This is a genomic window from Bifidobacterium sp. ESL1133, from assembly GCF_058107325.1.
Genome location: NZ_JBYLUI010000005.1, coordinates 103,631 through 128,914 on the forward strand (window position 1 = coordinate 103,631; position 25,284 = coordinate 128,914).

General features: G+C 54.3%; 18 protein-coding genes and 1 tRNA gene. 5 read left to right on the forward strand and 14 right to left on the reverse strand.

The window, feature by feature from the left end; all coding sequences use genetic code 11:
- The first annotated feature begins 22 nt into the window (after nucleotides 1–22).
- Complete coding sequence (locus AC3B5A_RS06245) at nucleotides 23–1,438, forward strand: CCA tRNA nucleotidyltransferase (protein ID WP_489799704.1); 1,416 nt, start codon at nucleotides 23–25, stop codon at nucleotides 1,436–1,438.
- Between the two features lie 119 nt (nucleotides 1,439–1,557).
- Here the strand turns inward: AC3B5A_RS06245 and AC3B5A_RS06250 are convergent, their stop codons facing one another.
- From AC3B5A_RS06250 to AC3B5A_RS06285, 8 genes are all read right to left on the reverse strand, one after another.
- Nucleotides 1,558–2,247: a LytR C-terminal domain-containing protein gene (locus tag AC3B5A_RS06250; RefSeq protein ID WP_489799706.1), complete on the reverse strand. Its 690-nt coding sequence runs from the start codon at nucleotides 2,245–2,247 to the stop codon at nucleotides 1,558–1,560.
- A 93-nt stretch (nucleotides 2,248–2,340) separates the two neighbouring features.
- On the reverse strand, nucleotides 2,341–3,393 hold the full coding sequence (gene rsmA / locus AC3B5A_RS06255) for a 16S rRNA (adenine(1518)-N(6)/adenine(1519)-N(6))-dimethyltransferase RsmA (RefSeq protein WP_489799708.1): 1,053 nt from the start codon (nucleotides 3,391–3,393) through the stop codon (nucleotides 2,341–2,343).
- Between the two features lie 104 nt (nucleotides 3,394–3,497).
- Complete coding sequence (locus tag AC3B5A_RS06260) at nucleotides 3,498–4,988, reverse strand: resuscitation-promoting factor (protein ID WP_489799710.1); 1,491 nt, start codon at nucleotides 4,986–4,988, stop codon at nucleotides 3,498–3,500.
- Between the two features lie 681 nt (nucleotides 4,989–5,669).
- A tRNA-Thr gene (locus tag AC3B5A_RS06265) sits at nucleotides 5,670–5,743 on the reverse strand.
- A gap of 314 nt (nucleotides 5,744–6,057) precedes the next feature.
- Complete coding sequence (locus AC3B5A_RS06270; RefSeq protein WP_489799712.1) at nucleotides 6,058–7,044, reverse strand: DsbA family protein; 987 nt, start codon at nucleotides 7,042–7,044, stop codon at nucleotides 6,058–6,060.
- Nucleotides 7,045–7,224: 180 nt separating this feature from the next.
- On the reverse strand, nucleotides 7,225–9,525 hold the full coding sequence (locus AC3B5A_RS06275; RefSeq protein WP_489799714.1) for a serine/threonine-protein kinase: 2,301 nt from the start codon (nucleotides 9,523–9,525) through the stop codon (nucleotides 7,225–7,227).
- Between the two features lie 74 nt (nucleotides 9,526–9,599).
- A complete protein-coding gene (locus tag AC3B5A_RS06280) occupies nucleotides 9,600–10,877 on the reverse strand; it encodes an ABC transporter ATP-binding protein (protein WP_489799857.1) in 1,278 nt (425 codons plus the stop codon).
- Between the two features lie 74 nt (nucleotides 10,878–10,951).
- Nucleotides 10,952–11,743: an ABC transporter permease gene (locus AC3B5A_RS06285; RefSeq protein WP_489799859.1), complete on the reverse strand. Its 792-nt coding sequence runs from the start codon at nucleotides 11,741–11,743 to the stop codon at nucleotides 10,952–10,954.
- Nucleotides 11,744–12,008: 265 nt separating this feature from the next.
- Between AC3B5A_RS06285 and AC3B5A_RS06290 the strand changes: the two genes are divergently transcribed.
- Both AC3B5A_RS06290 and tagD read left to right on the forward strand, forming a co-directional pair.
- Nucleotides 12,009–13,208, forward strand: coding sequence for a LicD family protein (locus AC3B5A_RS06290; RefSeq protein WP_489799716.1), 1,200 nt, complete (start codon nucleotides 12,009–12,011; stop codon nucleotides 13,206–13,208).
- On the forward strand, nucleotides 13,208–13,603 hold the full coding sequence (gene tagD / locus AC3B5A_RS06295) for a glycerol-3-phosphate cytidylyltransferase (RefSeq protein WP_489799718.1): 396 nt from the start codon (nucleotides 13,208–13,210) through the stop codon (nucleotides 13,601–13,603). Before AC3B5A_RS06290 ends, tagD begins: the two co-directional genes overlap by 1 nt.
- An 80-nt stretch (nucleotides 13,604–13,683) precedes the next feature.
- Here the strand turns inward: tagD and AC3B5A_RS06300 are convergent, their stop codons facing one another.
- The 5 genes from AC3B5A_RS06300 to AC3B5A_RS06320 all read right to left on the reverse strand — a co-directional run bounded on the left by AC3B5A_RS06300 (nucleotide 13,684) and on the right by AC3B5A_RS06320 (nucleotide 20,089).
- Nucleotides 13,684–15,555 (reverse strand): glycosyltransferase family protein, encoded by a 1,872-nt coding sequence (locus AC3B5A_RS06300; RefSeq protein WP_489799720.1) that lies wholly within the window; start codon nucleotides 15,553–15,555, stop codon nucleotides 13,684–13,686.
- A gap of 121 nt (nucleotides 15,556–15,676) precedes the next feature.
- Nucleotides 15,677–17,848, reverse strand: coding sequence for a hypothetical protein (locus AC3B5A_RS06305; protein ID WP_489799722.1), 2,172 nt, complete (start codon nucleotides 17,846–17,848; stop codon nucleotides 15,677–15,679).
- A 67-nt stretch (nucleotides 17,849–17,915) separates the two neighbouring features.
- Nucleotides 17,916–18,440 (reverse strand): Fic family protein, encoded by a 525-nt coding sequence (locus tag AC3B5A_RS06310; protein ID WP_489799724.1) that lies wholly within the window; start codon nucleotides 18,438–18,440, stop codon nucleotides 17,916–17,918.
- The gene (locus AC3B5A_RS06315; RefSeq protein WP_489799726.1) at nucleotides 18,437–18,961 is read right to left on the reverse strand and encodes a Panacea domain-containing protein; all 525 of its coding nucleotides are present in this window, start codon (nucleotides 18,959–18,961) and stop codon (nucleotides 18,437–18,439) included. The genes AC3B5A_RS06310 and AC3B5A_RS06315 overlap by 4 nt, the downstream gene beginning before the upstream one ends.
- Nucleotides 18,962–19,078: 117 nt before the next feature.
- A complete protein-coding gene (locus AC3B5A_RS06320; protein WP_489799728.1) occupies nucleotides 19,079–20,089 on the reverse strand; it encodes a glycosyltransferase family 2 protein in 1,011 nt (336 codons plus the stop codon).
- Nucleotides 20,090–20,271: 182 nt separating this feature from the next.
- On the opposite strand from AC3B5A_RS06320, the gene AC3B5A_RS06325 reads away from it, so the two are divergent.
- Entirely contained in the window at nucleotides 20,272–21,336 is a 1,065-nt protein-coding gene (locus AC3B5A_RS06325; RefSeq protein WP_489799730.1) for an acyltransferase family protein, read from the forward strand.
- Between the two features lie 155 nt (nucleotides 21,337–21,491).
- A complete protein-coding gene (locus tag AC3B5A_RS06330) occupies nucleotides 21,492–22,448 on the forward strand; it encodes a glycosyltransferase family 2 protein (RefSeq protein ID WP_489799732.1) in 957 nt (318 codons plus the stop codon).
- A gap of 96 nt (nucleotides 22,449–22,544) precedes the next feature.
- Here AC3B5A_RS06330 and AC3B5A_RS06335 read toward each other — a convergent pair whose 3' ends face one another.
- A complete protein-coding gene (locus tag AC3B5A_RS06335) occupies nucleotides 22,545–25,082 on the reverse strand; it encodes an RICIN domain-containing protein (protein ID WP_489799861.1) in 2,538 nt (845 codons plus the stop codon).
- Nucleotides 25,083–25,284 lie beyond the last annotated feature (202 nt).

The window sequence follows — 25,284 nt, forward strand, 5'->3', positions numbered from 1 at the left end:
GGAGAAAAGAAAGGTGCCCTCAGTGGATTTTGCAGTGTGGCCGGAGGCTATGGAATTGGGGCGCATGTTTGAGGCCCAGGGTTTTGAACTGGCGTTGGCGGGCGGTCCTGTACGCGATTTGCTGCTGCACCGTCCCAGCCATGACCTCGACTTCTGCACGTCGGCACGTCCCGACCAGTTCGAGCCGATTCTCAAGCGTTTCGGCCACGACGGCTTTTGGGACATGGGCCGTAAGTTCGGCACGCTCGGAGCCATGCGACGCAGAGAGGACGGCACCGAAATCAAAGTGGAGGTGACCACCTACCGCTCCGACCAGTACGATCCCGAGTCCCGCAAGCCCGAGGTGAGCTATGGCGATAGCCTCGAAGGCGACCTGTCCCGCCGCGATTTCACGGTGAACGCCATGGCACTGCGGGTGCCCGACCTTGAGTTCATCGACCCATTCGGCGGTGCCAACGACTTGGCGCGTGGCGTGTTGCGCACCCCGGTCGACCCTCGTCAATCCTTCGACGACGACCCGTTGCGCATGATGCGCGCCGTGCGGTTCGTCGCCCAGCTGGGCTTCCGCATCGAGCCAGACACTGCCGAAGCCATCACCGATATGACCGATCGTATCTCCATCGTTTCTGCTGAGCGCGTGCGCGACGAGCTCATCAAACTGCTGCTCTCCGAACGCCCGCATGAGGGCGTGGAAGCGCTTGTGGACTCCGGTCTGGCAGACATTGTGCTGCCTGAAATTCCTGCACTGCAGCTGGAAATTGATGAGCACCACCGCCACAAGGACGTCTTCGGCCACACATTGATGGTGCTCGACCGCGCCATTGCCTTGGAAACCGGGCCGGACGGCCCTGTACCCGCACCCGACTTGACATTGCGCCTGGCCGCTCTGCTGCATGACATCGGCAAGCCTGCCACCCGCCGTTTTGAAGCACGCGGCAAGGTGAGCTTCCATCACCACGATGTGGTGGGAGCCAAAATGGTGCGCAAACGCATGAAGGCGCTGCGCTTCGACCACCATCTCATCGCCGATGTCAGCGAGCTGGTCAACCTGCACCTGCGCTTCCACGGCTACGTGGACGAGCCGTGGACGGACTCAGCAGTACGCCGCTACGTCAAGGATGCCGGTCCCCTGTACGAGCGTCTCAACCGTCTTACCAGAGCCGATGCGACCACGCAGAACCAGCGCAAGGCGCTTATGTTCTCCTCGGCGATGGATGAGATGGAAGATCGTGTGCGTGAACTGAAAAAGCAGGAGGATTTTGACGCAATCCGCCCTGATATCAACGGCAACGAAATCATTGAGATTCTGGGCATTGAGCCGGGGCCACTCGTAGGCCGTGCGTACAAGCATATGCTTGATTTCCGCCTTGACCATGGCCCGGCGAGCCGTGACGAGGCTGTGGCCGAGCTTAAACGCTGGGCGGCAGAGCAAGACTAAGGCACGAGCGGCAGGTTGGCACGTCAGCGTGGATATGCCGGCCTTGATGGCCATGTTGCCGAAGGTGACGGGCCATCGTTAACGCGGCAGCCTGGCGAGCCGAATCGACTCGACGACTATCAACTATTGTCGCTGGGATTGTCGTCTCTGGGCGACGAAACGATTGGATCGTGCACCAAAGCCTTGGGAAGCTTGGACTTATCGACCTTGTCCAGCGGCGTGCAGCCCTCCAAATTGGTGATTGAGGCTCCGGCCGCAGGAACGCTCTTCGTCTCCACCAAATCGTTGAACGTGGCCCCGATGACCACATCCACCAAATCGTCCGTTCGGTCGTCCATCACCATCTTGGCATCGGAGAAGTTGGCGTTGAGCGTGTAGGCGTCGGCGATGGCATTCACACCGTAGTAGATGGTGGTGCGCTTAACGTTGGTATCTTCAAAGTTAGAGATTGAAACCACTGAAAAATGACGGTTTTCCAGCGCCTCACCCACAGCTTTTGCAAAGCCGGTCGACGAGGTACCGTTAAGCACCCTTACCGACACCTCTGAATTGGCCATGTACACGGCTCGATCCTTGGTTTTGTGGTCGGCGTTCTTTTCCGCTGGGGCGCACACCGAAGGGGAACCGAAATTCACTGGGCCGCCGTCCTCGGCGTTATCTTTCGGCTCACCGCCGAGAACATGGAAAAACACCAGCAACGAAATGACGAACAGCACCACCATCGCCGCCACGACGATGGTAAACACCTTGTTTTGCCGTTCACGCACGTAGCGCTTGCGGGCCTCACGTTCGTCCCCCATGTGCGGCATATCTGCTCACGTCCTGTCATTACTCAGCGCGCTATCGGTGCGCATTATCGTGACTCTCATTTTAGCGTCTATACGTGACGCTGCAGGCAAGCCTTATTGTGCTGCGGCCGCAGCCAGCGTCGTGAACTCCTCAATGGTGAGCGTCTCCCCCCGGCGTGTGGGGTCGATGCCGGCCTGCGCGAAATCCTCGTCACTGACCAAACCCTTAAGTGCGGCATGTAAGGTTTTGCGCCTCTGGCTAAACGCCGCATCGATCAATCGGAACACTGTTTCACGGCCGTCCAGCGCCGTCTGGCTTGTCCGTGCTTTGCGCGTGAACAGCACCAGCGCCGAATCGACGTTGGGCGCAGGCCAGAACACGTTGCGCCCCACCACGCCTACGCGCTCAGCATGCCCATACCATGCCAGTTTTACGCTCGGGGATCCATATATCTTCGACCCGGGCTTGGCGGCAAGGCGGTCAGCCACTTCCTTCTGCACCATGACAAGGAAGCGGTCCAAGTTGGCGAACCGTTCAAGAGCCGTGAGCAGGATGGGAGTGGCCACGTTGTACGGCAGATTCGAAACGAGCGTAAAGGATGGCAAGCGCTCCGGGCTGATCTGCGGCAGGGTTTGCGGACTCATGTCCAGCGCATTCATGTTGACGACGGCAAGGCGCGAGGAAGCCTCGGGCATGAACTCTGCCACCGTTTCGGGCAGCCGCGCGGCCAGTGGCGGATCTATCTCCACAGCTGTCACGTGCGCTCCGGTTTCCAAGAGCGCCAAGGTGAGCGAACCAAGGCCGGGCCCTACTTCTACAACGTTGGTGTCAGCTCTCACGCCTGCCTCGCGGACGATGCGACGCACGGTACCTGGGTCTATGACGAAGTTCTGCCCAAGCTTCTTGGTTGGGCTGATGCCGGCTTCAGCAGCGATACGTCTGATATCTGCGGCGCCAAGCAGCCGTCCGGAAGTAGGCGTTTCATCCTCTGCTGGTTGCGCGTGGAGAGCAGATGCCGATACGTTTCCCCCAGCGTGTGCAGATGCATTGGACGGAGACACAGCCCAGTCGGGTGAGCCGAGAGCAGCAGTATTCGTGCCATCGGCTTCAACGCGGGTACTACTCGACACGAAACTGTCGGCGCGGTCGGTATCAGGTTTGCTCATGCTCTAAACCTACAACTGCGCGCGAACCAATGCGGCGCGCGGCGCACGCTCTCATGGTTAGCAACGCACAAAACCCTCTGCGGGACACCACTACACCCGTACGATCAGTACCAGTTGTATTGTCTCCAGTGGTTCAGAGCGGCGGATGGTGAACCGTATCGACCTTTGATGTAGTTCAATCCCCAATTAATCTGGATGGCGGCGTCGTCTTTCCAGTTGGCGCCATAATCACCCATCTGCTTGCCCGGCAATGCCTGCGGTATGCCGTACGCACCACTCTTTGGATTTCCCGCATTCCAACGCCAACCGGACTCTTTGTTCCACAAGGTGACCAAGTCGGTGTACTCCTGCCCGGTCCATCCGTACGCCGCGGCAGCACCCTGCGCATACACCTGAGCTTCATGGGCGGAAGCATGCCACAAACCGCTCGGTGTCGGCTCAGGAGCCGGCTCCGGTTTGGGGGCAGGAGCTGGTTCCGGCTTCGGCTGAGGCGCAGGAGCAGGCTGAGGGGCAGGGGTTGGAGCCGGCTGTGTGCTGGAACCGTTACCGTTTGCATTTGGCTTGGAATTCTGGTTTCCGGAATCGTTCGGCTTGGGGTTATCTTTGCCTTTGTCGCTCTCTTTGCCCTTATCGGTGTTGCCTTTACCAGCGTCCTGATCGGTCTTATCGGTGTCTTTGCCGCCGTTGCCTGGCTTGGCACCGTGAGCGTCACCGGAATCTGCGCCATCCGGACTTGCGGCAGGAGCCGCAGGGCCCACTGCAATGATTTCATCCATGGCGGCCGTGGTGACGGTCTCAGACTTGAGTGCCTTGCCCTCGGCCTGACCGTCCACGTAAGTGACGTCGTACACCTGCTCTTTGGTGCCGGTCTGCCCCACTTGCCGCACCTGCTGTTCCCCAGGCTGCAACGAGGCATCTACTACAGTGTGGGATGCGAAGGGGATGGAAATCATCTGAGTCTCATCGCCATGAGTGACTCGCTGGACGCGTAGGATAGTATTGCCACCGTCCTCTTCCACACTGATGCGGTCGTCCTTGCCCAGAGCAATGTTCTTTGAATCGAGAATCGAAGCGGCAGACAGCTTGCCATCCGGAGCGATGGAGGTGTTGCCGTCTGCAATGACCGTGACCGGGCCTTCTTTGTTGATAACAAGCCCGCCGGTGAGCTGATTGTAGACATTGCTGATGTTCACCGTCACCTTGGCGGCGTCCTGCTCACTGGATTTGAAAAAGCTGAGCAGCTGGCTGGCCGAGGTTGCGGAAGTCCAGAACGGCACCTCCTGCCCGTCAATGGTAATGGTGGCTTGGTAGGCGCTGTTCATGCTCACTACGGAATGGTTCTGCAACGCACCGCCCGTAGTGGACTTGACCACGTCGTGAGTCTTGGTTGTGATGCCCTGCTCTTGCAGAAGCCGATCCACGCTCTGCGTATACGTGGTGACCGTACGCGTCTCACCGTTGACCGTCAACGCCACGGTCTTGCGCGCCGAAACCATAAAGGCCACCACGCACACCAGCGCCACAGCAGCAACGCACACCATAATGCGTATGCGCCGCATAGTTACAAACCGCTGTGGTGTCCATCGACGTGCCATAAGCTGCCCTCCAACTGGCACCGCGCCCGCATATTGCCTACTTCCAAGACCTGTTGGCCTTGCATTTCGCGACTTTCCGTTCCCTTGAAGTCGCCTTCTCTTGTCTCACATCATACCTGTTTGCACAGGACGAACATGCCGAATATCACTCTGTGCAAAATCCTTGGATATGCTTAAACCCCTGATATATCCACCCAATGCGCATATTATGTAATTCATCTCACAGTCCCAACACTCCTATTCTCCATCCTTTACTTACCCCTTGCGCGTTCAGTAGGGACTTTCTGCCGACTAACGAGTGACCAGTGCAGCACCAGCAATAGTGAAACGTTCAGTAGGGACGTTTTCGGCCAACTGAACAAGATTCCTATTGTAAAACACTGCAATTCCGCCGTTCTTGTTATTCCGTTACAGTGGAAATACCCCAAAACGTCCCTGCTGAACGAAATCGGATGCGCATGGTGTGCAACAGGGAGCATGGCATGGCAATACGGAGGTGGTGACGCGGAGAAGAAAAAGGGGCGGAAGCGAAGGGGATACTTCCGCCCCTGGGCGGAACAGGTATGATTCCGCCTTGTGCAGAAGCCCGAGTTGGTAAGGCCTCTGCGCACTTACTCGAGGAAAGAATGTTCGCTGGCCAGTCCACCAACTTTGTATGCCTGGCTACGTTGCCTTCTGGTGAGCCTCCTGTCGGGATCGAACCGACGACCTGCCGCTTACAAGGCGGCTGCTCTGGCCATCTGAGCTAAGGAGGCGTTTCCTAACGTATGCGAGCAGCCGAGGAATCTGTTTGCAAAAACGACCCCTCACACCTCGCGCAAACGCAAAGATACTTCACATTATAACGCATGAAACCCGAACTTCACATTTTCTCCGTGCGTGTCGCACTGAACCAGCATGCAGCGCATACCAATCAAACAACGGCCGCAGTACCCGTCCGCCCATACACCATCTCTACGCTGCAGCATCACAGACACGTTCTAACATGCACGAGGCGCACCGCAGACCCATAAGCTGCGACGCGCCTCACACTGCCGAAGCCGGCAAATCACTCACCGTCATGCCATTATCAGACCAGAGCGTTCGGCTTGCCCTTGGCGCCGATGCTGGGCATCTGGCCAGCTTGGCCGACCTGGTTCTGCGCTAGTCCGAGAGATTGCAGAATGGCAGCTTGCTGTGTCAACTGCTGGCTGGCAATCTGATCGGAGTCAAGCCGGGTACCGTTGATGGTGACGGTAGGCGTGCTCATACCACCCTTGAGCTGACCGGACGTGTGCCACAGCTCGGGGCGCTTGACCGTGTATTTGTAGGCGGCATTGATCCAGTCGTTGTACTCACCGCCGAACGCCTTATCTGCCACGTTCTTCGGCACTCCGGCCTTCAGAGCTTGCTCTTTGATCTGATCGTTGCTCGTGGGCTTGTATCCGGAGCCCTCTTGCGGCTGGAAATCCTTGCTGTAGAGGTTGTCGATGAAGCCGAGCAGATGATCGGGGTTCGGGTCGTGCGAGGCAACGTAGCTGATGGCTCCAGCAGCACGCGTGGAGTAGTGATCCGTGGAGTTGGGATCTTCAAAATTCATAGGATAATAAGCCAAGTTCACCTGACCTGCATCCAGCATTTGTTTGAGCATGGGCCCCACCTGCTGATGCAATGCGCCACACCCGGGGCACAACGGATCCATATAAATCTCTACGGTAGGCGCACCGGGCGCTTTCTTGTCGAACCCGTCACGGGAGAAGAGGAAACCGCCCTGCTTGTTAGCGCCCTTGGGCGTGACCTTTACCTCCTGCAGCTGCGCATACGTCTGCTCGGCGGTAACGGACTTCTCCTTACGGCTTTTGTATATGTTGGTTCCCACAATGCTGGCAATCACTGCAATAACCAGCACGATGACCGCCACAACCACCACACCGACCGTGGTTTGCTGGCGGCGCTCCTTGGCCTCCTGCTCAGCCAGCGCCTGCGCTTCCGCCTCTTCGCGTGCGCGCCTGGCAGCACGCGTCTTCTGCTTGGTCTGCTGTGCCGCATTCCGGTTTGGTTTGCCTTGCTGTGCCATGTGTTCCCTTCGGTCTGCGTGACGATGAACCGCATACGCCGTGCTGTACGACTGTCTATGGATTCATCCTAGTGCATAGGTGCACATTTCTCCGCCACCGGCACAGAAAACCAGACAGACAAACTACAGACCACCCGCAGGTCAACCAGACGAACCAGACAAACCAGCCAGCTCTGCTGCTCATACGAACGCAGCGCTGTGTTGGGCAGCGGCACCAGAAGATGCATGCCCATCGTTCCCGGCGCGGCGCGTGAGCAGGCGACGCATGTAACCGGCTCCCAGGCGCAACTTGTCTGACTTTGGGCCGAACGCAACCGCGCACCATGCCAAAGCGGCACATCCCGCCAAAAGCAGCGTGCTGGGGGAGAGGGACGGACTGTATGCGTACGGCAACGCAAGATTCCAGCTGCCGATTGCCAATTCATATTCGCCAGTCGGCAGACCGAAGAGCAGACTGGCTGCCGCCGGTATCACAGCGGCAATCAACCAGGCCAGCAGCGCCCCAGGCACGCTGAGCGCAAGCCCTTTGAGCACGTGCCACGGCAAGGATGCGATGCGTTTGGCGGAATCGGTTTTTTTACGCGCGCCACCTCGTTTGTATTCGCGCCGAATCTGCGCATCCTCACTCAGGCCCAACGTAACAAACAGCCATATGAATGCAGCCATCGCCACATATGCGGCTTGGGGAAGGAATGCCGCCAATGCGGCAAGCGCCAAGGCAAGCAGCCATATTGGCAGCCGCGAGCGCTTGGTGAGCACAGCCCGGCGCGAACGCGCGAATGCCTCGGCGTCCATCTCCAGCTGCTCGGGACTAGGAGCCGGAGGCTGGGCGGCGTACGGCGAGTATGGCTGCGCAGCATATTGTTGGGCAGGATACGTCGGTTCTGGCTCAAGCGCTGGGCCAAGCGTTGGCTCAAGCTGTGGCTCAATGGACGCAGGCTGCGCATATACCGGCGGCTCTGGGGTGCCGTATGGCGGAGCCGGGGTGCCGTACGACGGTGCCGCGTATTGCTGCTGAACCGGCGGTGCCACTGCCTGTTGCAGCACGGTAGTGCTGTTGGAGAACGCACGCGGATCTGCTGCAGGAGCATGCGGCATAACACGGGTGGCAGCCGGCATCAGCGCTGTGGACTCACCAGATTCCGGCACCATCGCCGATGCCGCAGGAGACGGGCTGGGTGGGGGAGCGGGCAGCGCCATGGTCGCGGCAGCTCCATCACCGAGGCAGACCGTGGGTGGCGTTTGCGCGAAACGGTCAGCATGCGCCACTTTCGGCACCACAACGGTCGGTGCGCTGGCAGGTGCCGGAGGTGCGGCGAACGCAGGCATGGTGCCGTCGTCCTCGGCGCTCCACAGCTTGCGCAGGTTTTTGGTATCGCTGGGTTCCGGCGATGGGGATTGGGTTGCGGATGAAGCGCTCTGCACCCCATGCAGCGGCACCACACCGGTGGGCATTCCCGTGGTTCGAGACAAGTCGGCGAGACGATCCAACGCTGAACCTGGTGGTGCCCCAGGCACAGCACCGTCAAAAGGGAGGTCCGCCCCAATCCCCGCCAACGGATTCATGGAATCGGAGATAATCGCGTTCAACAGCTCCTCAGGGCTGCAACGCTTTGACGGGTCGGGGCTCAGAGCCTTGCGGAAGGCTGCGAGCGTGTGGGGCGGCAGTCCGGCCAGGTTGGCGTTGCCGGCAGCCTCACGTTCCAGCACCGCCATCATCGGTTTGACGCCGAACACCGGCTGCCCGGTGGCCGCAAAGGCCAGCACGGAGGCCAAAGACCACCAATCCGTTGCCTCGCACGACTCTGCACCGTCAATGATTTCGGGGGCAATGAATCCAGGGGTACCCATCACCAATCCGGTGCGGGTGACGTGGCTTTCACCCTCGGCCATGGCTATGCCAAAATCCACCAGTACCGGCCCAGTAGCGGAAACCATCACGTTGGTGGGTTTGATATCTCGGTGCACGATGCCTTGCGCATGCACCGCATGCACTGCGTCGATGAGCTTGCGCGCCAGACGTTCCAAATCCACGCCTTCGTACTTGCCGTTCGCCGCCACATCGTCGCGTAAGTTGCGCCCTTCGATGAGTTCGGTAACAATGAACGCCAGCGAATCATCGAGTTCCATATCCACAATCGAGCACACGCCAGGGTGACGCACCCTCTGCAGGGACATGGCCTCGCGGCGCAACCGCTCGCGGGCGGTGACGTGGGGATTGCGGCTGCTCGAATTCCCTGAGCTGGTGCCATCGCCCCCATCGCCTAGAGAGCCGGGACCGAATTCATCGTCTTCGGCACCTTCTACGCCAGTCTCGTCGTCGTTAAGCGATTCGCGCAGAATTTTCATGGCATAAATCTGACCGCCATCGTCGTGCACGCGCCACACGGATCCCATCGCGCCGCCACCGACACGCGAGACCAGCGTATAGCCGCCCACAATCTGGCCGGACTCCAAGTCCAGCGCATTCAAATCGCTCATATCACCATCTTAGAGCCGGCGCTAAACGCAGGGTGCCGGAAGCCCAAGTGCTCCGGCACACCAACACTTATGCACTACCACCGAGTCGGCACATCCAGCACAGTAACCATATCTGGGTCAAGCACTTCAAACTTCAGCGCTGTATTGTTGAGCAACGCATAGTCGCTGCGCCTATCTGAACGCACCACAAAGTTACAGGCATTGTCGTCCACTGCCACTCCCACAGCGTCGGTAGTATCTGGATTTTCACCATCTACACGCAGAGAAGTAACCAGACGGAACTCACCGTCATTGAACAGATTCAGCGGAATGGCGAACCGTACCTTCTGGCGGCCATGTTTCGTCATCTTCAGCACGCGAGCGCCAGAATCGTACGTCACGCCGCCTCGGTGAATATCATGCAGTGCGATGGCCAAGTAGAAATCTCCTGGCTCGTCATACTGATATTCGACCTCAAACTCGAATGGTTCGCTGCCATCCACCACTTGTGGCGAGATCGCAGTGGTACGCAATACCGGGCAGCGTTCGTTGAGACCATTGGCGTAGCCTTCACTGGTTTCCTCGGCTTTTTCAGCACCGATCTTCTCGGCTTTGAGGTTGGCCAGCGTGTACTGCTTTGCCACGGCATCCGGGTCACCAATAGCTTCGACCTCGCCGTCGGCGATCATCATGGCGCGCGTGCAGTACTTCTGTACCGATCCCATGTCGTGCGTCACTAAAATCACCGTTTTAGTGGGATCTTTCTTGATTTCCGTGAAGAAGTCGTCACATTTGCGTTGGAATGCCTCATCGCCCACCGCCAGCACCTCGTCAAGCACCAAGATGTCACCTTGGGCCTTGATAGCCACAGAGAAGGCAAGCCTGACCTGCATGCCGCTGGAGTAGTTTTTGAGCTTCTGATCCATAAACTCTTCAAGCTCGGCAAATTCCACAATGTCGTCATACATTGCTGCGACTTCATCGGATGAGAAACCCAGCAAAGCACCGTTCAAATACACATTTTCACGGCCCGTCAGCTCAGGATTGAAGCCTACTCCGAGTTCGATGAACGGCACCAGCTTGCCGGTGAAGTCAATGGAGCCGGTTTCCGGGTAATAAATCTGCGAAATCAGTTTCAGCAGCGTTGACTTGCCTCCGCCGTTGCGACCCACAATACCGAAGAATTCACCTTGATGGACATCAAACGTGACATCCTTGAGCACGGGAAGCTGACGATAACCTTTAATGCCTCGCGTCCAGTTAATGAAAGCCTGCTTGATGCCCGTGGCTTGCTCAGTCGGCAGTTTGAAGGACTTGGAGACGTGGTTAACATCGAGTACCACGGGTGCCGACGAATAGTCGCGCTGCACCATGGCATCCCGCTCTTCAAGCAGGTCTTGCACACCCAGCCCGTTCTGATCGTTATTGCCGGTCACATTCTCACTCATCACATCACCTCAGCAAACTTGCGGCTGTTGCGCCGGAATACGTATATGCCCAACCAAAGCAGCACTACGGTGAGCACCACAGGAATGAGCTGAATGCCTACGTTGGAGTACTGGTTCCAGATTGTAGGCTGCGTCTGCGGGGCAACGAGGTTGTGGCGAATATCTTGGATGGACTGAGCAATCGGATTCAACAACTCCATGCGTGCCAGTTTGGCCAAGGTGCCGCCGCGGTTGGTCACGTAGCTGAGCGGGTACACAATGGGCATGGCATAGAAGATAACCTGCTGCAGCACTTCCCAGATATGTGCCACGTCGCGGAAATACACGTACATGGTAGACATGAGCAATGTGAGAGCCAAGGTGATGGCATACAGCTCGATAATGTTCAATGGAAGCAGAATCACACGCCAAGTGAAATGTACACGCGTAATCAGCGCAAACACAAGCACCACCACCAGATTGATGGCATAACTAATCATGGCACCCATGGTGGCGGAGACCACAACGATGTAATTGGGGAAATGGATTTTGCGCAACAAGTCGCCCCGATCCACCACCGAGCGCAAACCCACCGTAGTGGATTCCGTGACAAACTGCCACGAGCTGATGCCCAGCAACAGCACGACCGGATAGGTGGAGGTGCCGTCTGACATGCGCAGGAACTTGCCAAACACCACATACATTACGCAAAACAGCATCAGAGGCTTCAGCACCGACCACGCCACGCCGAGAAATGAACCTTGGTAGCGCAGCTTGAAGTCCGTTTTCACCAACCCGCGCAGCACGGTCATTGCGTAACCGTACCGGGATTGCAACTTGTTCTCCAAATGATTCACGGTTCGTATCCTAGCAACAGCGCACACTAAAAGCAGATATTTGCTCCTCGCGATGGGCGCGGAGACATAGCGCGCACCATACCATACACGGTTCGCACGGCAGCATTTTATCGGTTACATGAGGCAACCTATGTGCTTTCTTACATCTGCATGCCAGCAATATATGACAATAAGATTGTTATTATTGTACGAGGAACAATGGCAGTTTAGGAGTATTACAGTGTCGTCTTTGCTCACATCCCTCAAGAGTCGTGTACCGGTTTCCTCTCGCTCGTTCCATGAGTTCGAAGGTGCGCAAAACGGTGCCGCTGAGCGCGAAAATAATCAGCTTACCGAGATTCTGGATACGGCGCATCGCTTGGAATCAGACATGCGCAGCACAGCGCAAAGGAACCAACTGAACAATATCAGTGAACGACTGATGCACGTGGAACGTGAACTGAACGAGGTCCGCCGCAGGCAGAAAGCTGTAGATAGCAAGTCCGAACTTCGCTTCTGGAGCACTTATGGCAGCGGTACCGGAAGTACCGACGACAAACGTCAGTTCTTCCGCTCTTTGCCACCAGCCGGCGGCAACCTTCGACTGTTGCAGCGCACATTGGCCACCATGCTGCACGCATTCGCCGATCTGTGCAACGATAACGGCATTGAGCACTGGTGGCTGTGTTACGGCACGCTGCTCGGTGCGTATCGTCACGATGGATTCGTGCCTTGGGATGACGACATTGATGTCGGCATCATGCGTGACGACCTAGAACGGCTCATGCACGTGGTGGAACACTCCGACCAATTCCGCATCACTGTGCGTTGGGACCATATAGCTTACTGCCGCCAGGTCAGACTTTGGTCCACTCAGCCAAACATCCCCGGCTTCATTGATCTGTTCATTTTTGACTGGTGCGCTGATGCCAGTGACGAAAACTATGCCAAAAACCTTGAGGGACGGCAGCGCGTCATCGACACGCTGAACGCCATGGGGGACGAGCTCGCCGACTGGGAAGGCGATCAGGTCTATATGCCGCCTCAAACACCATGCGGAAAGAGGATAGGAGCGGTTTTCGACAATGAACTTGCCAGGCTCCGGAACGACGGCGTGGTGTGCGATGCAAGCCTGGCCACTGGCGTCATGCTTGCATACGACAACTACAGCGCACCTGATGAATTCTATTGGATCGGCTCCACCGACACCATGTTCCCCGCCACCATGCTTGAGTTCGAAGGCAGACAGTATCCCGCACCAGCACAGTTCATGCGCTTTCTCACCGGTAAATATGGGGATATCTACGCTCTACCAAACGACATCGGCCAACATTTTGAACATGTCTCCATGGACGACTTTAACAGCAGTGATGTTCGTAATGCAGTGCTGCAGTATCTCGCAGGCAACGAAAGCAGCACACCCACAAGCAGGGAGATATGATGCGACGAGTCATTACATACGGCACCTTCGACTTGCTTCATTACGGTCACATCAATCTGCTCAAACGCGCGAAAGCGCTCGGGGATTATCTCATCGTCGCTATATCGACCGATGAATTCAATTGGGCCGAAAAACGGAAGCGATGCTATTTTCCGTATGAGAAACGCAAGCAGCTTGTGGAAGCCATACGTTACGTCGATCTCGTCATACCTGAGGAATCGTGGGAACAGAAACGTTCCGACATCCACGATTACAACATCGACACCTTCACCATGGGCAGCGACTGGGAAGGGAAGTTTGATTTTCTGCGTTCCGAAGGCTGTGAAGTCGTTTACCTGCCCCGCACGCCGGAAGTCTCATCAAGCCAGATCAAGCACGATTTATCGTTGAAATAGGCCATTCGGCTTGTGCCATATCACGCAGCACAAGCCGAAAACAATCGTCAGAGCAAAGCTCGAATGACTTTGCAGCGCTTCTAGTCCATCTTCAAGTAATTACGCCAGTACTTCTCACTAGTCAACGTAGGGCGCGCAGCAGCGTACTCCTGACGCAGACGGGCAATGTTGGCCTTGTAATACTTGAGATCCTTGCGGTAGCGGCGCTGAATATGCTCATACCGTGCAGTGTCCTTCACGCGTATGGCACCCTTGCGGTTGTACCAATCGATCACCACCAGCTTGCGCTTGTCACGAATCACACCGGCGGGGTAGACCCAGCCGAGCAGCGGAATGACCGCGTAACCCTCGCCAGGACTCTTCATAACACGCTGGCCATTGTCAGTAACGAAATCTTGCAGCCGCTGCCCCATGGTGCGTGGCTTGTCACCGTCGATGAGCTGGCGATCAACCTTCTTGATATCGAAGCCACGCAGGTCGGAATCAGCGTCAGCTTGCGCCTGCAGCTCTTCGAAACCGATGAGCTGTTCCTTGTGCTTGTTGGCAGCCATGAACGTCTTCTCAGCGATGCCAGGCTGGCTGATGAACTTCGGGCCTTTAAGGAAGTCCTCAAACGCGTCGAGGCAAAGCTCGGCGTTGTCGTACCCGAACTTTTTGAGCTCGAGACGCACATTGTTTTCCAGCTCGTGCATGAAGTCCGACTTGGGAGCCATGCCACACGTGGCCTGAGCCACCATGGTGTTGCGCGTGGTCTGGTAACGCTCCACCGCGGCGTTGTAGCGCTCGTGGAACGACATGTGCCACACGCACAGGCTGTTCATGGTAATAAACTTGGTCTTGCAGCGAATGCCATATTCGGCATCATCGCAGCGCACAAAGAAGGGTAGCGGCAAGCCGTTCTTTTCGATGACCGAAACAGGAATGCAGCAGTACCACCATGCGGCATACATATTCTCACGCATTTTGCGTGTGGGCTCAAACATCTCGTTGTAAACCAAATCCTCAAACTTGGTCATGCGCATGTTTGGCTTGCAAGGTGCAAATGTACCCTCAGGCGTCATGAAACCGATGTCTTCCCACTGATCCTCGCCAATCTCATAGTTGAGCATGGCACCGCTGATCATGGCCTCCTCGTACTCAGGCTTGACGATGCGCAGCAGATTGTAGGTGCGCTTGATGGACTCGGGGGAGACCGCCACGTCGTCGTCCATAAGCAGCACGTTCGTGGCTTTCGGCTCCTGGGCCATGGCCGTGAGCATGCCACGGGTGAACCCGCCGGCACCGCCTACGTTGTCGTTGGGAATGATCTTGACGTTCTCGCCGCTGAGCGCCTCAGCGTCAAGCGTACGACCGTTGTCGATCACATACATGTGGAAGTGGCTGGAGATATCCTCACCGGCGCGCACAATCTTATCCTTGATGAGATTGACATTGCCGATGATGTAGCTTTCCTTCTTGAACGTCGTGGTGGCCACAGCCAGCTCAACGGCGCGAGGTTCGCCTTCAAAATCGAGCGAGTAGTAGCTGTCGCGCATCTCCACGCGGCCTTCGGTCTCGATTTCGAAGCCGGTGATGACCATGTCATCGGTGACCTTGAGTTCCATATCGAAGCCTTGCCATTCGTCGTTGGCGGGCAGACTGCGTTCTGTGCCTTCAACAACGATAGGGTGCGCGGAGAAGGCATCACCGTAGTTCTGGCGCACCTTGCACGCGGCACCGCGCAACTCCAAGTGCAGCATGAAACTGGTGGCGCGAGTGTAGCGGCGCAGCTTCATGACAGACAATGAGTTGAAATATGTGTCAAAATCAAACAGACCAGCACGGCTCATCGCCCAAGCCTGTGTCTCATCATCAAACACCAGCGGCTGGTCGGCACGGCAATACATGCCTGGGTACGCAACCGACCGTGGATTGGTCTCCAACAGAATGTTTGCAAACTTCATACTCGGCATTCGTTCAATACCTCATTTTGATTGTGCTATCAATGTTCTGATGTTATTTTAGCGGAGTATCCGCCAAAACCGGCCGGCTTTCAGCAATTTACCAGTCTGTGGCAGATACTTTGCACGAAACCTACACAAACAGGAACCATGAATACACGTTCCACCACAAATCCTTGTTGTATAGATTCGCCGATAGATCAAATATGCTGAAGAAGGTGAATAATACAGCCATTACAACTCCAACGAGCACACAGCCAATCATTCGAGATGAAGAAGCAAAGTGACGAGGCAAAGCAAAGCCACCTCCTATTTCAGGAATAAGGTTCTCGCAGTCAACCAACGAATTACGCTGAGCATCAACTACCAGCACTGCCACTGCGAACAGCGCCATGATTGCCCAACCGAAATCAAGGATATAACGAGTATCGACTCCGACCTGATGAACATCGAATACGAATATCACAACTGCCGCAGCTGCGAGTCCTGCGACAAAACCTGTTGCTTTCATTCTCCTAAGCTGACGCTTGTACCCAAATAACGCGAAGACAATCAAAGCGAAGGGCGCTATCGTTGTAAAAAGACCTCCTAAATATGGGTATGTCTGCGTCGGTGTCGACACTATGAAATCAACAACTGTCCCTCTAAAGAATGGGAATTGCGCTGCAATGTTCGGCGCTTGGAAAAGATACGTGTACACCAGAGATATAACTTCGCTCCATGGTAGGTGCGAATGCGTCATATCGAAACCAGTCAAATTGTAATTCGCGCCAAAATCAAACAGGCTTCCAAAACGAACACGGTTATACAGCAGCACAGGTATAACTACTACGATTACTGGAACCAAGGCGCACGCCCAAACACCAAGTTCACGTAGCAAGCCCTTCCAAGAGCGCCGCCCGTCCATAAACAGTTTTCGTATTTCGTCCCAAAATAGCGGGAACGCAATGAATACCGCTAGTATGAATTGTGGTCTACTGGCTAACGTCAATGCCAACAAGAATGCACCAGCAGCAAGCCAGCCTTTGCTCAATCCACGTAACTTCGACTCAATCCAGCAAGCCAACGCAAGGAGAGTCAATGCCAACGCAAGAGTTTGTGGAGGCTGATAGAACATCTCTATTCGTAATGTTTGGAACAAAGGAAGCCCGATTACAAAAGCTGAACTCGCCAGTAATACTGCACCGATACTTACATGTTTCGAGCGGCGTGACAGCAAACGTGCAATTTGCACAACCAAGAGCATCGCAGCAATTGCCACAACAATATCAAGCAGCAGAATAGACCATGTTGTCGGGAGATCATGACCCGTCAACAGTTTATACGGCATAAACAATAATATGGCTGGCAGCACACCAAAGTAGCTATAATACTTGCCCTCCCAAAAAGCAACATCTAAATAAATAGGTGTCTTATCACTGGTAGTTTGCGCAATCTGAAAACGCGTTGCAGCATCATACGGGTTCTGCATCTGCGCCAAATCTTTATTAACAGGTAAATCAAGATTAACGTGACCGTGTATAAGGGCATCTGCTAGCTGATTGTACTGGCCCGGATCAGTATAAACACCAACTTTCAGCCTCTGTGAGTGATTATCGATCACCGTTCCGCCCCACAATCGCCAAACCGTGATGATAGCGATTATTTGTATAGCAAGCACTATTACCAAGCCAATGCTTGATACCGGATCTCGTAGTGAAAAATGTCGCTTATATAATCCTGAAGCCGGACGAAATGCAATAATCAGCATCACCAAAAATATTTCAATACAGATTCGCACTAATGGGAACCGTAATGGCACCTTGGTGTTTACTGTTAACGCACTGACAGGAAACACAGACCCTTCAGGTGCCGTATAACGCAATCGTAGGTGTGTAGCGCTATTCCCAACATGAAAGTAGCGTGAATTGTTATATTGCGGCGAGTATGCATGCTCAATATCTGAGAGATACCAATCCCCATCGGTATCTTTTCGCGTGTCCATCTGCCACGATTGGGTCTTACCATCAGCCTCGCCATCAGACGGATTGACATAAAAGTAATTGATAGGTGCCGCACTATCGATCTCGCGATACTCTTTTTGATCATCCACCACTTTGACGGAGTGATCGCCTACAAGTTCTAACCCAGGCCCAAGCTTGCCAATACCGGTATTTACCGGTTGCGCTCCCAATGTCTGCCAGAAAGGCAAGTTAAATACAAATACCTCTACTATTACAAAAAAGAGAGCAATCAGCAGAGGGGACTTCCACTGCCGCAACAAACGAGATGAGCGCTTTGAACCAGAACTTTTCATAATGGTCAATACTAACAAAGCGTGTCTATCCTTCGGTACCAGCCAAGGCTCATGGTTGTTTCATGTCAGGACACAATCACTCATCAACTAACTGGGCGTGAGTCCGTAATGATTTCGCAAATTCCGAGCGCGAACTTGCATGAGTCACAATTCCTTGTATCCATCGGTAGATGAAGTTTTTATCAGAGTCTAAGCTATCGTCACCTACTATGCGAATCCCGTTTACACTCAGCAGTCCCAACACTGCAAGCACAGTCGTTCGCTTATTGCCATCGGCAAAATAGTGGTCTTTAGAGAGATATTCGGCCAAGAGGCTCACTTGGTCAAAAGCGTCGGATATATCCTGATGCCTTTCCTGCGGAGAGCTGCCGAACTGCACGCCAAAGACTGACCAGATAACAGTTGATACTTTTTCTACTCTTTGCTGACGGTTCGTACGCTGCGCGTAATCATTCACTCCGGCGGCGTCCAATCGTTTACCTGTAAGAGCACCATTCGTATCGACAATCACTCTGGCAACGGCGAGAATGGTTTCCTCATCTTCAAGTACCAGTACTGGGGCAATGGTCAACCAATCAGTTGACCCGATATTCACACTCATGATTCTTCCAAAAGGCGCAAGGCATTGGCGTGCTCTCGGGCAGCTAGCTTGATGCCTCCTGTGAGAGTACGGGACTCTTGTGGAATCTCACGACCATCGCACGAATCGCAAATCATTTGTGGGGTGATAGTGACGTTTCTGTGTGGTTGGTATGCCGCCTTCCATGCAGACCCCTGCCGATGGGAGAACATCATAAGGTCGAAGGCAGTCAACTTACCGTAGTTTTTCGCCACAGTCTCCACTGTTTGCCGTTGCTCAGACGCTAGCTGTGCCGCGCTGTTGGGCTGTGATGGAGCAGTGATGCGCGCAGCGCCGAATCCGCGGAACGCCCGGTATACAGTGGGCTCTACAGGACCATAATCCCAAGCCTCAATGGGGTCGTCAAAGAGTGGCCGCCCCATAGTCCGTAACGCCTCAGCCTGTACGTAGTACACGAGCTTATTGAGCTTGAGGTTCGAAAGATGCAAGCTGTCGCCGTACTCACGGATAAACGTATCGGCAATATTCAATGCAGTGACCATGCTTGCTCCTTTCGATTCGGCGAATATGCTCTTTCAAACTTCGGGACCGCTATCATATCAGGTTTCAATTGTTCGCACAATCTTCCCGCTGTCCGTCTTCCTTTTGTCTGTGGTCATCTAGATATTGACTTGAGTATCATCTTCCTCGAGCGAATCACTCCCCAGCTGCTGCTCTTCCACCAAGTAATTCGGCCGGTGTTTGGTCTGGACGAAGACGCGCCCAAGATATTCGCCAATGATGCCCAAACTCAGCAGCTGAAGGCCGCCCAGGAGCAGAACGACCACCATAATTGAAGCATATCCAGGCACATCCACACTGTCCACGAACACACGCACACAGATGATCAGAGCGTAGATCACCGCCACCACGAAGGCAATCAGCCCAGTGTAGGTGGCGATTTTGAGCGGTGCCGTAGTAAAACTGGTGATGCCATCCACCGCTAGATGAATGAGCTTCCAGTAGTTCCATTTCGTTTTCCCTGCCGCTCTCTCGTCGCGGTCGTAGAGAAACTCGATCTTTTTGAAGCCAATCCAGCTAAACAGGGCCTTCGAGTTGCGTTCAGACTCGTCAAGTTGCTTCAACGCGTCCACGCATTTGCGGTCAAGCAAGCGAAAATCACCGGTGTCCTCTTGAATTTCTATGTTCGAAACCTTGGCCAGCAGACGGTAATACCACCTACTAGTCATCTTCTTCAGCCAATTCTCGCCCTTCCGGCTACGGCGTCGGGCATACACATCCTCATACCCTTGCAGCCAAAGGTCAGCCATCTGGTCTATGAGTTCGGGTGGATCCTGCAGGTCAGCATCGATGACAACCAGCGCGTCGCTGTCTGTGGCTTCGATGCCGGCAAACATAGCCTTCTCTTTGCCAAAATTGCGCGAAAGGAACAGGTAATCTACGTAATCACGCTCGGAAGCATACTGTTTAATGAGCGTGCGAGTGTCATCCTTCGATCCATCATCAACAAACAGCACGCGGTAACGCAAGCGTGTTCCCTCACGTTCCAAGCCACTCGCCACTAGACCTTTCAGCCGCTCAAACAGTGACGGCAACGACTCCTGCTCGTTAAAGCAGGGCACCATGACGGTGATGGACTTGTCACCAGTACCCATGAATTTACTCCCCATCCTTGCCAATTTATTCTGCTACTGTACACCTGCACATTCAATGCACAGATGTCAGGTATTAGCGTAGATAACAAACGTTGGCACATGCGAATCACACAACTTCGGTGTTCATAACGACCACTAGACTGATTACATTACAGTTGGCTGTCAACGTGCCACTAGGCATTAGAGGGAGTATGTGCATGCCCACCAGAATCCGATACTTCGACATAGCTCGAGGTCTTGCCATGATTGCTGTAATACTCAGTCATACCATAGGTGCCGTGGGTGTCATCACTGATGTTGGTGGGGGCTGGACTGCCATATCGAACTTCTGCTTCTCGTTCCACATGCCGCTCTTCTTCATCCTTTCCGGTTTCTTCATGCATCCAGAGCGTAAGTTCAATTGGAAACGTGAATCACGTGAATTACTAGCAACTTATGCACTCACAGCAGGCGCGGTTATTATTATCAATACCGTGCATGTTGCAGCAAGGCGTCCTGATGCTGGACAGACGTTTGTTGACTGGCTCGCTGCAGCTTTGTACGGAGCCGGCAGCGAAGCCAAAAAACCAATGTGGGACATACCTGTGTATATCGGTGCTATCTGGTTCCTACTCGCACTATTCTGGGCTCATCTTTTCATGCACATGTTAAATAAAACTAAATTAACACCTGTATGGATCCTGCTGCTGTTCCTGACCGGATATCTCAGTGCCCACTGGTTTTGGCTTCCGCTCAGTATTCAATCAGGTATGAGCGCTACTTTGTTCGTCTATCTCGGATGGATTGCCAAGAAATGTGATATTCTCGACCGACTGCAACAGATTCCGTACATGTGGATTATTCCTACTGTTATCTGGGTGTTCTTCATCTGGAAATTCTCGGGGTTCAGCATGGCGATGAATCAATATGGAGACAATCCGCTATTAGCAATCATCGGTTCTATTTGCGGAACTCTATGCATACTGGGCATAGCGATGTTCATCGAACGTTTTATTCCCATTGTTACCAGTGCCTTCGCGCGTATTGGCAGGTTCACTCTACCCGTACTGTGCATGCATGTCCTCGAAATCAACACCTTCCCATGGCCACGCATCATTACTGCGCTTATCAACGCAATCGGCACAACCGGTGCCGTACTCATATCCTTCATAGGCAGGACGCTTTTCGACTTCCTGCTTGCTTGGGTGCTGTACCATATTCCCGTCTTCAATGAGCTGTTCTTCCCATCTCTGCAAAAGAAGTCCCGTCATGTCACTGCATAGGCCCTATGAGAACAACGCGTGTTGCTTACCATATTCTCGTTCGAGTCTTGTACCATAGGGAACAGAATGAGTGGGATGCCTCTTAGGATGGTATCTATGTAAATCCTGCCCACCGCACACCTAAAAGACGTCAACAACTCTGAAGGAATCACAACGTGACCGTCACAAGCACCAACACCTCCGCACGAGTGGCTGTATTGCTGCCCTGCTACAACGAGGAAATTACTATCGGGAAGGTGGTACGCGATTTCAAAGAGGCTCTGCCGCAGTCTGACATCTACGTCTACGACAACAATTCAACAGACCGCACAGCGCAAATAGCCAAGCAAGAGGGAGCCATAGTACGGCAGGAGCCGCGCCAAGGCAAAGGCAACGTCATTCGTTCCATGTTCGAAGACATTGATGCTGACATTTATGTGATGGCGGACGGTGACAACACGTACCCTGCCGACGCAGCCCCACAAATGGTTGAAAAAATCGAGCAAGGGTACGACATGGTCATTGGTGACCGGTTGAGTTCGACTTACTTTGAGGAGAACAAGCGGCCGTTCCACAATTTCGGAAATGTACTGGTACGTAGCTCCATCAACAGCATGTTCGGTGCTCATGTAAACGACATCATGACCGGATACCGTGCATTCTCGTTCACTTTCGTTAAAACGTATCCGGTGTTGTCCAAAGGTTTCGAAATCGAAACCGAAATGACGATTCACAGTCTCAACAACAATCTCAAACTTTACGAGATGCCGATTCAGTATCGCGATCGTCCAGAAGGCTCGGAAAGCAAACTCAACACCATCGGTGACGGCATCAAAGTGCTCAGTACTATCTTCCGTATGATTCGCGAATACCGTCCGCTGCCCTTTTTCGGCGGCATTGGAGCGCTGCTGACTCTGATAGGGTTGGGATTCACGTTGAGCGTCGTCATCGATTTCTGGCATACCGGTCTCGTCTCGCGGTTCCCCACACTTATTTCCGCCGTTATGATTATCGTGGCCGGTTTGCTGCTGATTGTAACCGGTTTGATTCTGGACATTATTGCCAAAAATCAGCGAAAAGAATTCATCGTAAACTCAAACAAGTTCTCTTATCTGCGTCGCCACTTGCAATAACGTATCTCTACCATGAAGGCCGCGCATACCGTAACTATCGACGGTGTGCGCGGCCTTCGCTATGTCTATCAGACTAGAGGCGCTGAAACATTGCTTTCATTGCCCGGAAACCCAACGCTGCGCATTGGTGCCATTGTCTGTATAGATTTGCACCAGTGCGTTGTTGCCCGTTTGGCCCGCCTCCACGTCCAAGACTAAATTCTTGTCCAACGCAGAAACAAACTTGTATGAGTTGCCCTGCCGAACAGCAATCCACTTCTGCGCATACGTGCCGTTGGACTGGTATTGCTGCACTTTAACACTTGCGCCGTCTCGCCCGGCAGGGACATCGAGCACCTTGCCAGAACCGACATTTTTAAATGTGACATATCCATTAGCATCGTGCGTTATACGCCATTTCTGGGCATTTGTACGGTTCCCCGCGTAAAGCTGAACCACACCGCCATTGGCGCGCGACGCAGATCGCACATCCAACTTTTGTGCGGTCTTGTTGCGCGTACCGAACGTATAGGTTCCATCGGCAAGATCTTTACGATGGCTCTTCGCCAAATCGTTCAGTGTCTCTCTCGCCGTCTTGGCTGAGGTCACCTTCCACCGCTGAGCGCTCGTGCCATTGCCCGCATACAGGCTCAGCCCAACACCGTTTGACGCATTCGCAGCAGGAATATCGATGGGCTTGTCAGCAGCGCATGTGCTGTAGAACGAGTATTGTCCAGATCCCTGCTCGTGGATAGCCCAACGCTGCGCGCAGGTATGATTGACACTGAACTGGTTAACGGCAGCACCGTTCTTGGTGTTAGCTGCCGCAAGATTGACCGCCTTGCCTGAATTCACATTGATGATCTCGTAAATGGCATTGCCGACCTTATTGAAACGGAACAGCTGCGCATCAGTGCCGTTCCACGCATAAACTTGAGTACGCGCATTGTCTGCCTTGGAAGCGGCAGGGATGTCCATAACTTTGCTGCCATTCACCATGGAACTAATCTTTACCGTCCCTTGCGGAACAGCTGACACTGTACTAAAGATGAACTGTTGCGCAGAAGAGAGGTTCGGTTCCCACAGACGAATCTTTGTAGAGTTCGCCGTAGTTCCATTAGGCAAGTCAAGAACCCAATTTCCCAATGCAGACTGAATAATCATGCCGCCATTGCCGGTATCCCTGAGGTACCAGCGCTGCGCTCGAGTTCCGTTGGCAGCGTACTGCTGCACGGGAGCACCCATGTACGCATTGGCAGACGGTATGTCAAGCACCTTGTTTGATGCAAGGTTACGAATCTCGTAAGTGCCATCATTCTGCCGGTTCAAGCGGAACTGCTGGGCTCTGGAACTATTCCCTCCATAAAGCTGCAGCTGCACATTATTGGCAGTGGAAGCGCCGGCGATATCAAGCCCAGCTGAGTCTCGTTTCACCGCACTCACATAGTATGTTCCGCTGGGCAATGCTACCGACCTATAGTTACTCATTCTAGGTGCGGTGCTCACGTAGTTACGATTGCCGAAAACATTGATATCGACATGGCCATCGATGCCACGCACTCCGCCATTATCGGCATACTGCCAGCCGCGGTCATTCGAACTGTAGCTGAAGCCGGTACGGGCACCATAACTCGCCACCCAGCGGGTTTTCGAGCGGATATTGTTGGAATTCAACGCAGTGTTCAGGTAATACGTGTAGGAGTACACGGAAAGATTGTTGTATCCCGCTGCCTGCAACTCCCTGTACCACGAGTTGACTATACCGTTGTACACGTTCGGACTCGTGGGACGCACACGCCCACCATCTGTCCAATTTTCCAAATCATAGAACACCGGATAACTCAGATTAGAGGGAGACACCCCATAGTTTCGCAACCACTTAACAACGTCTCGCCCCTCAGATGCACCATCATTACTGTTCGCAGCGTAGGAATATATATACACACCAAACGGAATCCCGAGTCTCTTGCACTCATTGATATTCTGCTGTGCTTTTCTATCGGCTTTATTGTTCCAACCATAGCTGATGCGGATGATGGCACCCTCCACGCCGGAATTCTTCACTTCCTGCCAATTGATGTCACCCTGCCACGCCGACACGTCAATCACACCCTTGGCCTGCTGAGCAAAGAGATTCCCGCCATTTTCAAAAAACGCCTGCGTACCGTTGTAACGCCCCCAATACGCACCATATGCGTTGTTCTGCAACGCAGCATTCTGCACACCACCAACGTTGGTGGAAGTGCCCAACATCTGCACCTTCCCACGAGGTGAAGCCGTCCGGGATTCACTGCGCTGCGCCTCGGGCCGCCCGACTGCGGCATCACTCTGTGTATTATGCTCACTCCCAGTGGCCTGTGAACCATTTTCAGCACCGCCGACTGGCGCATTCGCATCGCCGCCGTTGTCACGCACGGCATCCTTCACATCGCTAGCTGGCACAGGGATAAACCTACGCCCATCCGTTTTTGCGAGCGGATCTGGCTGTTCGTTTTCCGTACCGACCACCTTCGGGTCCGTCACCGGTGCGCCCGTCTTCAAATTCTTGACTTCACCATCGTTCGTAACAGCCAAATCCGGAGCAACCACAGTGGCGTCATCAGGCACCGCGGCACTCACCTTATCCGGCAACTTTTGTGACGGATTGTCCGGCATGGCATCTTTGGGCTGGTCGCTTTGATCCGCAACTGGCTTTGCTCCCGCGGTCTCCTGCTCGCTCACATCAGCCGACTGATCCACGTCACGTCGAACAGAATCGCCGTGCACCGGGTTAGAGGTGGCAGGAACCTGTGCCGTGGCAGTCGACGCGGGCGCAGATACGACCCCTGCTGCACCAAGACCGACGACAGCGGCCATC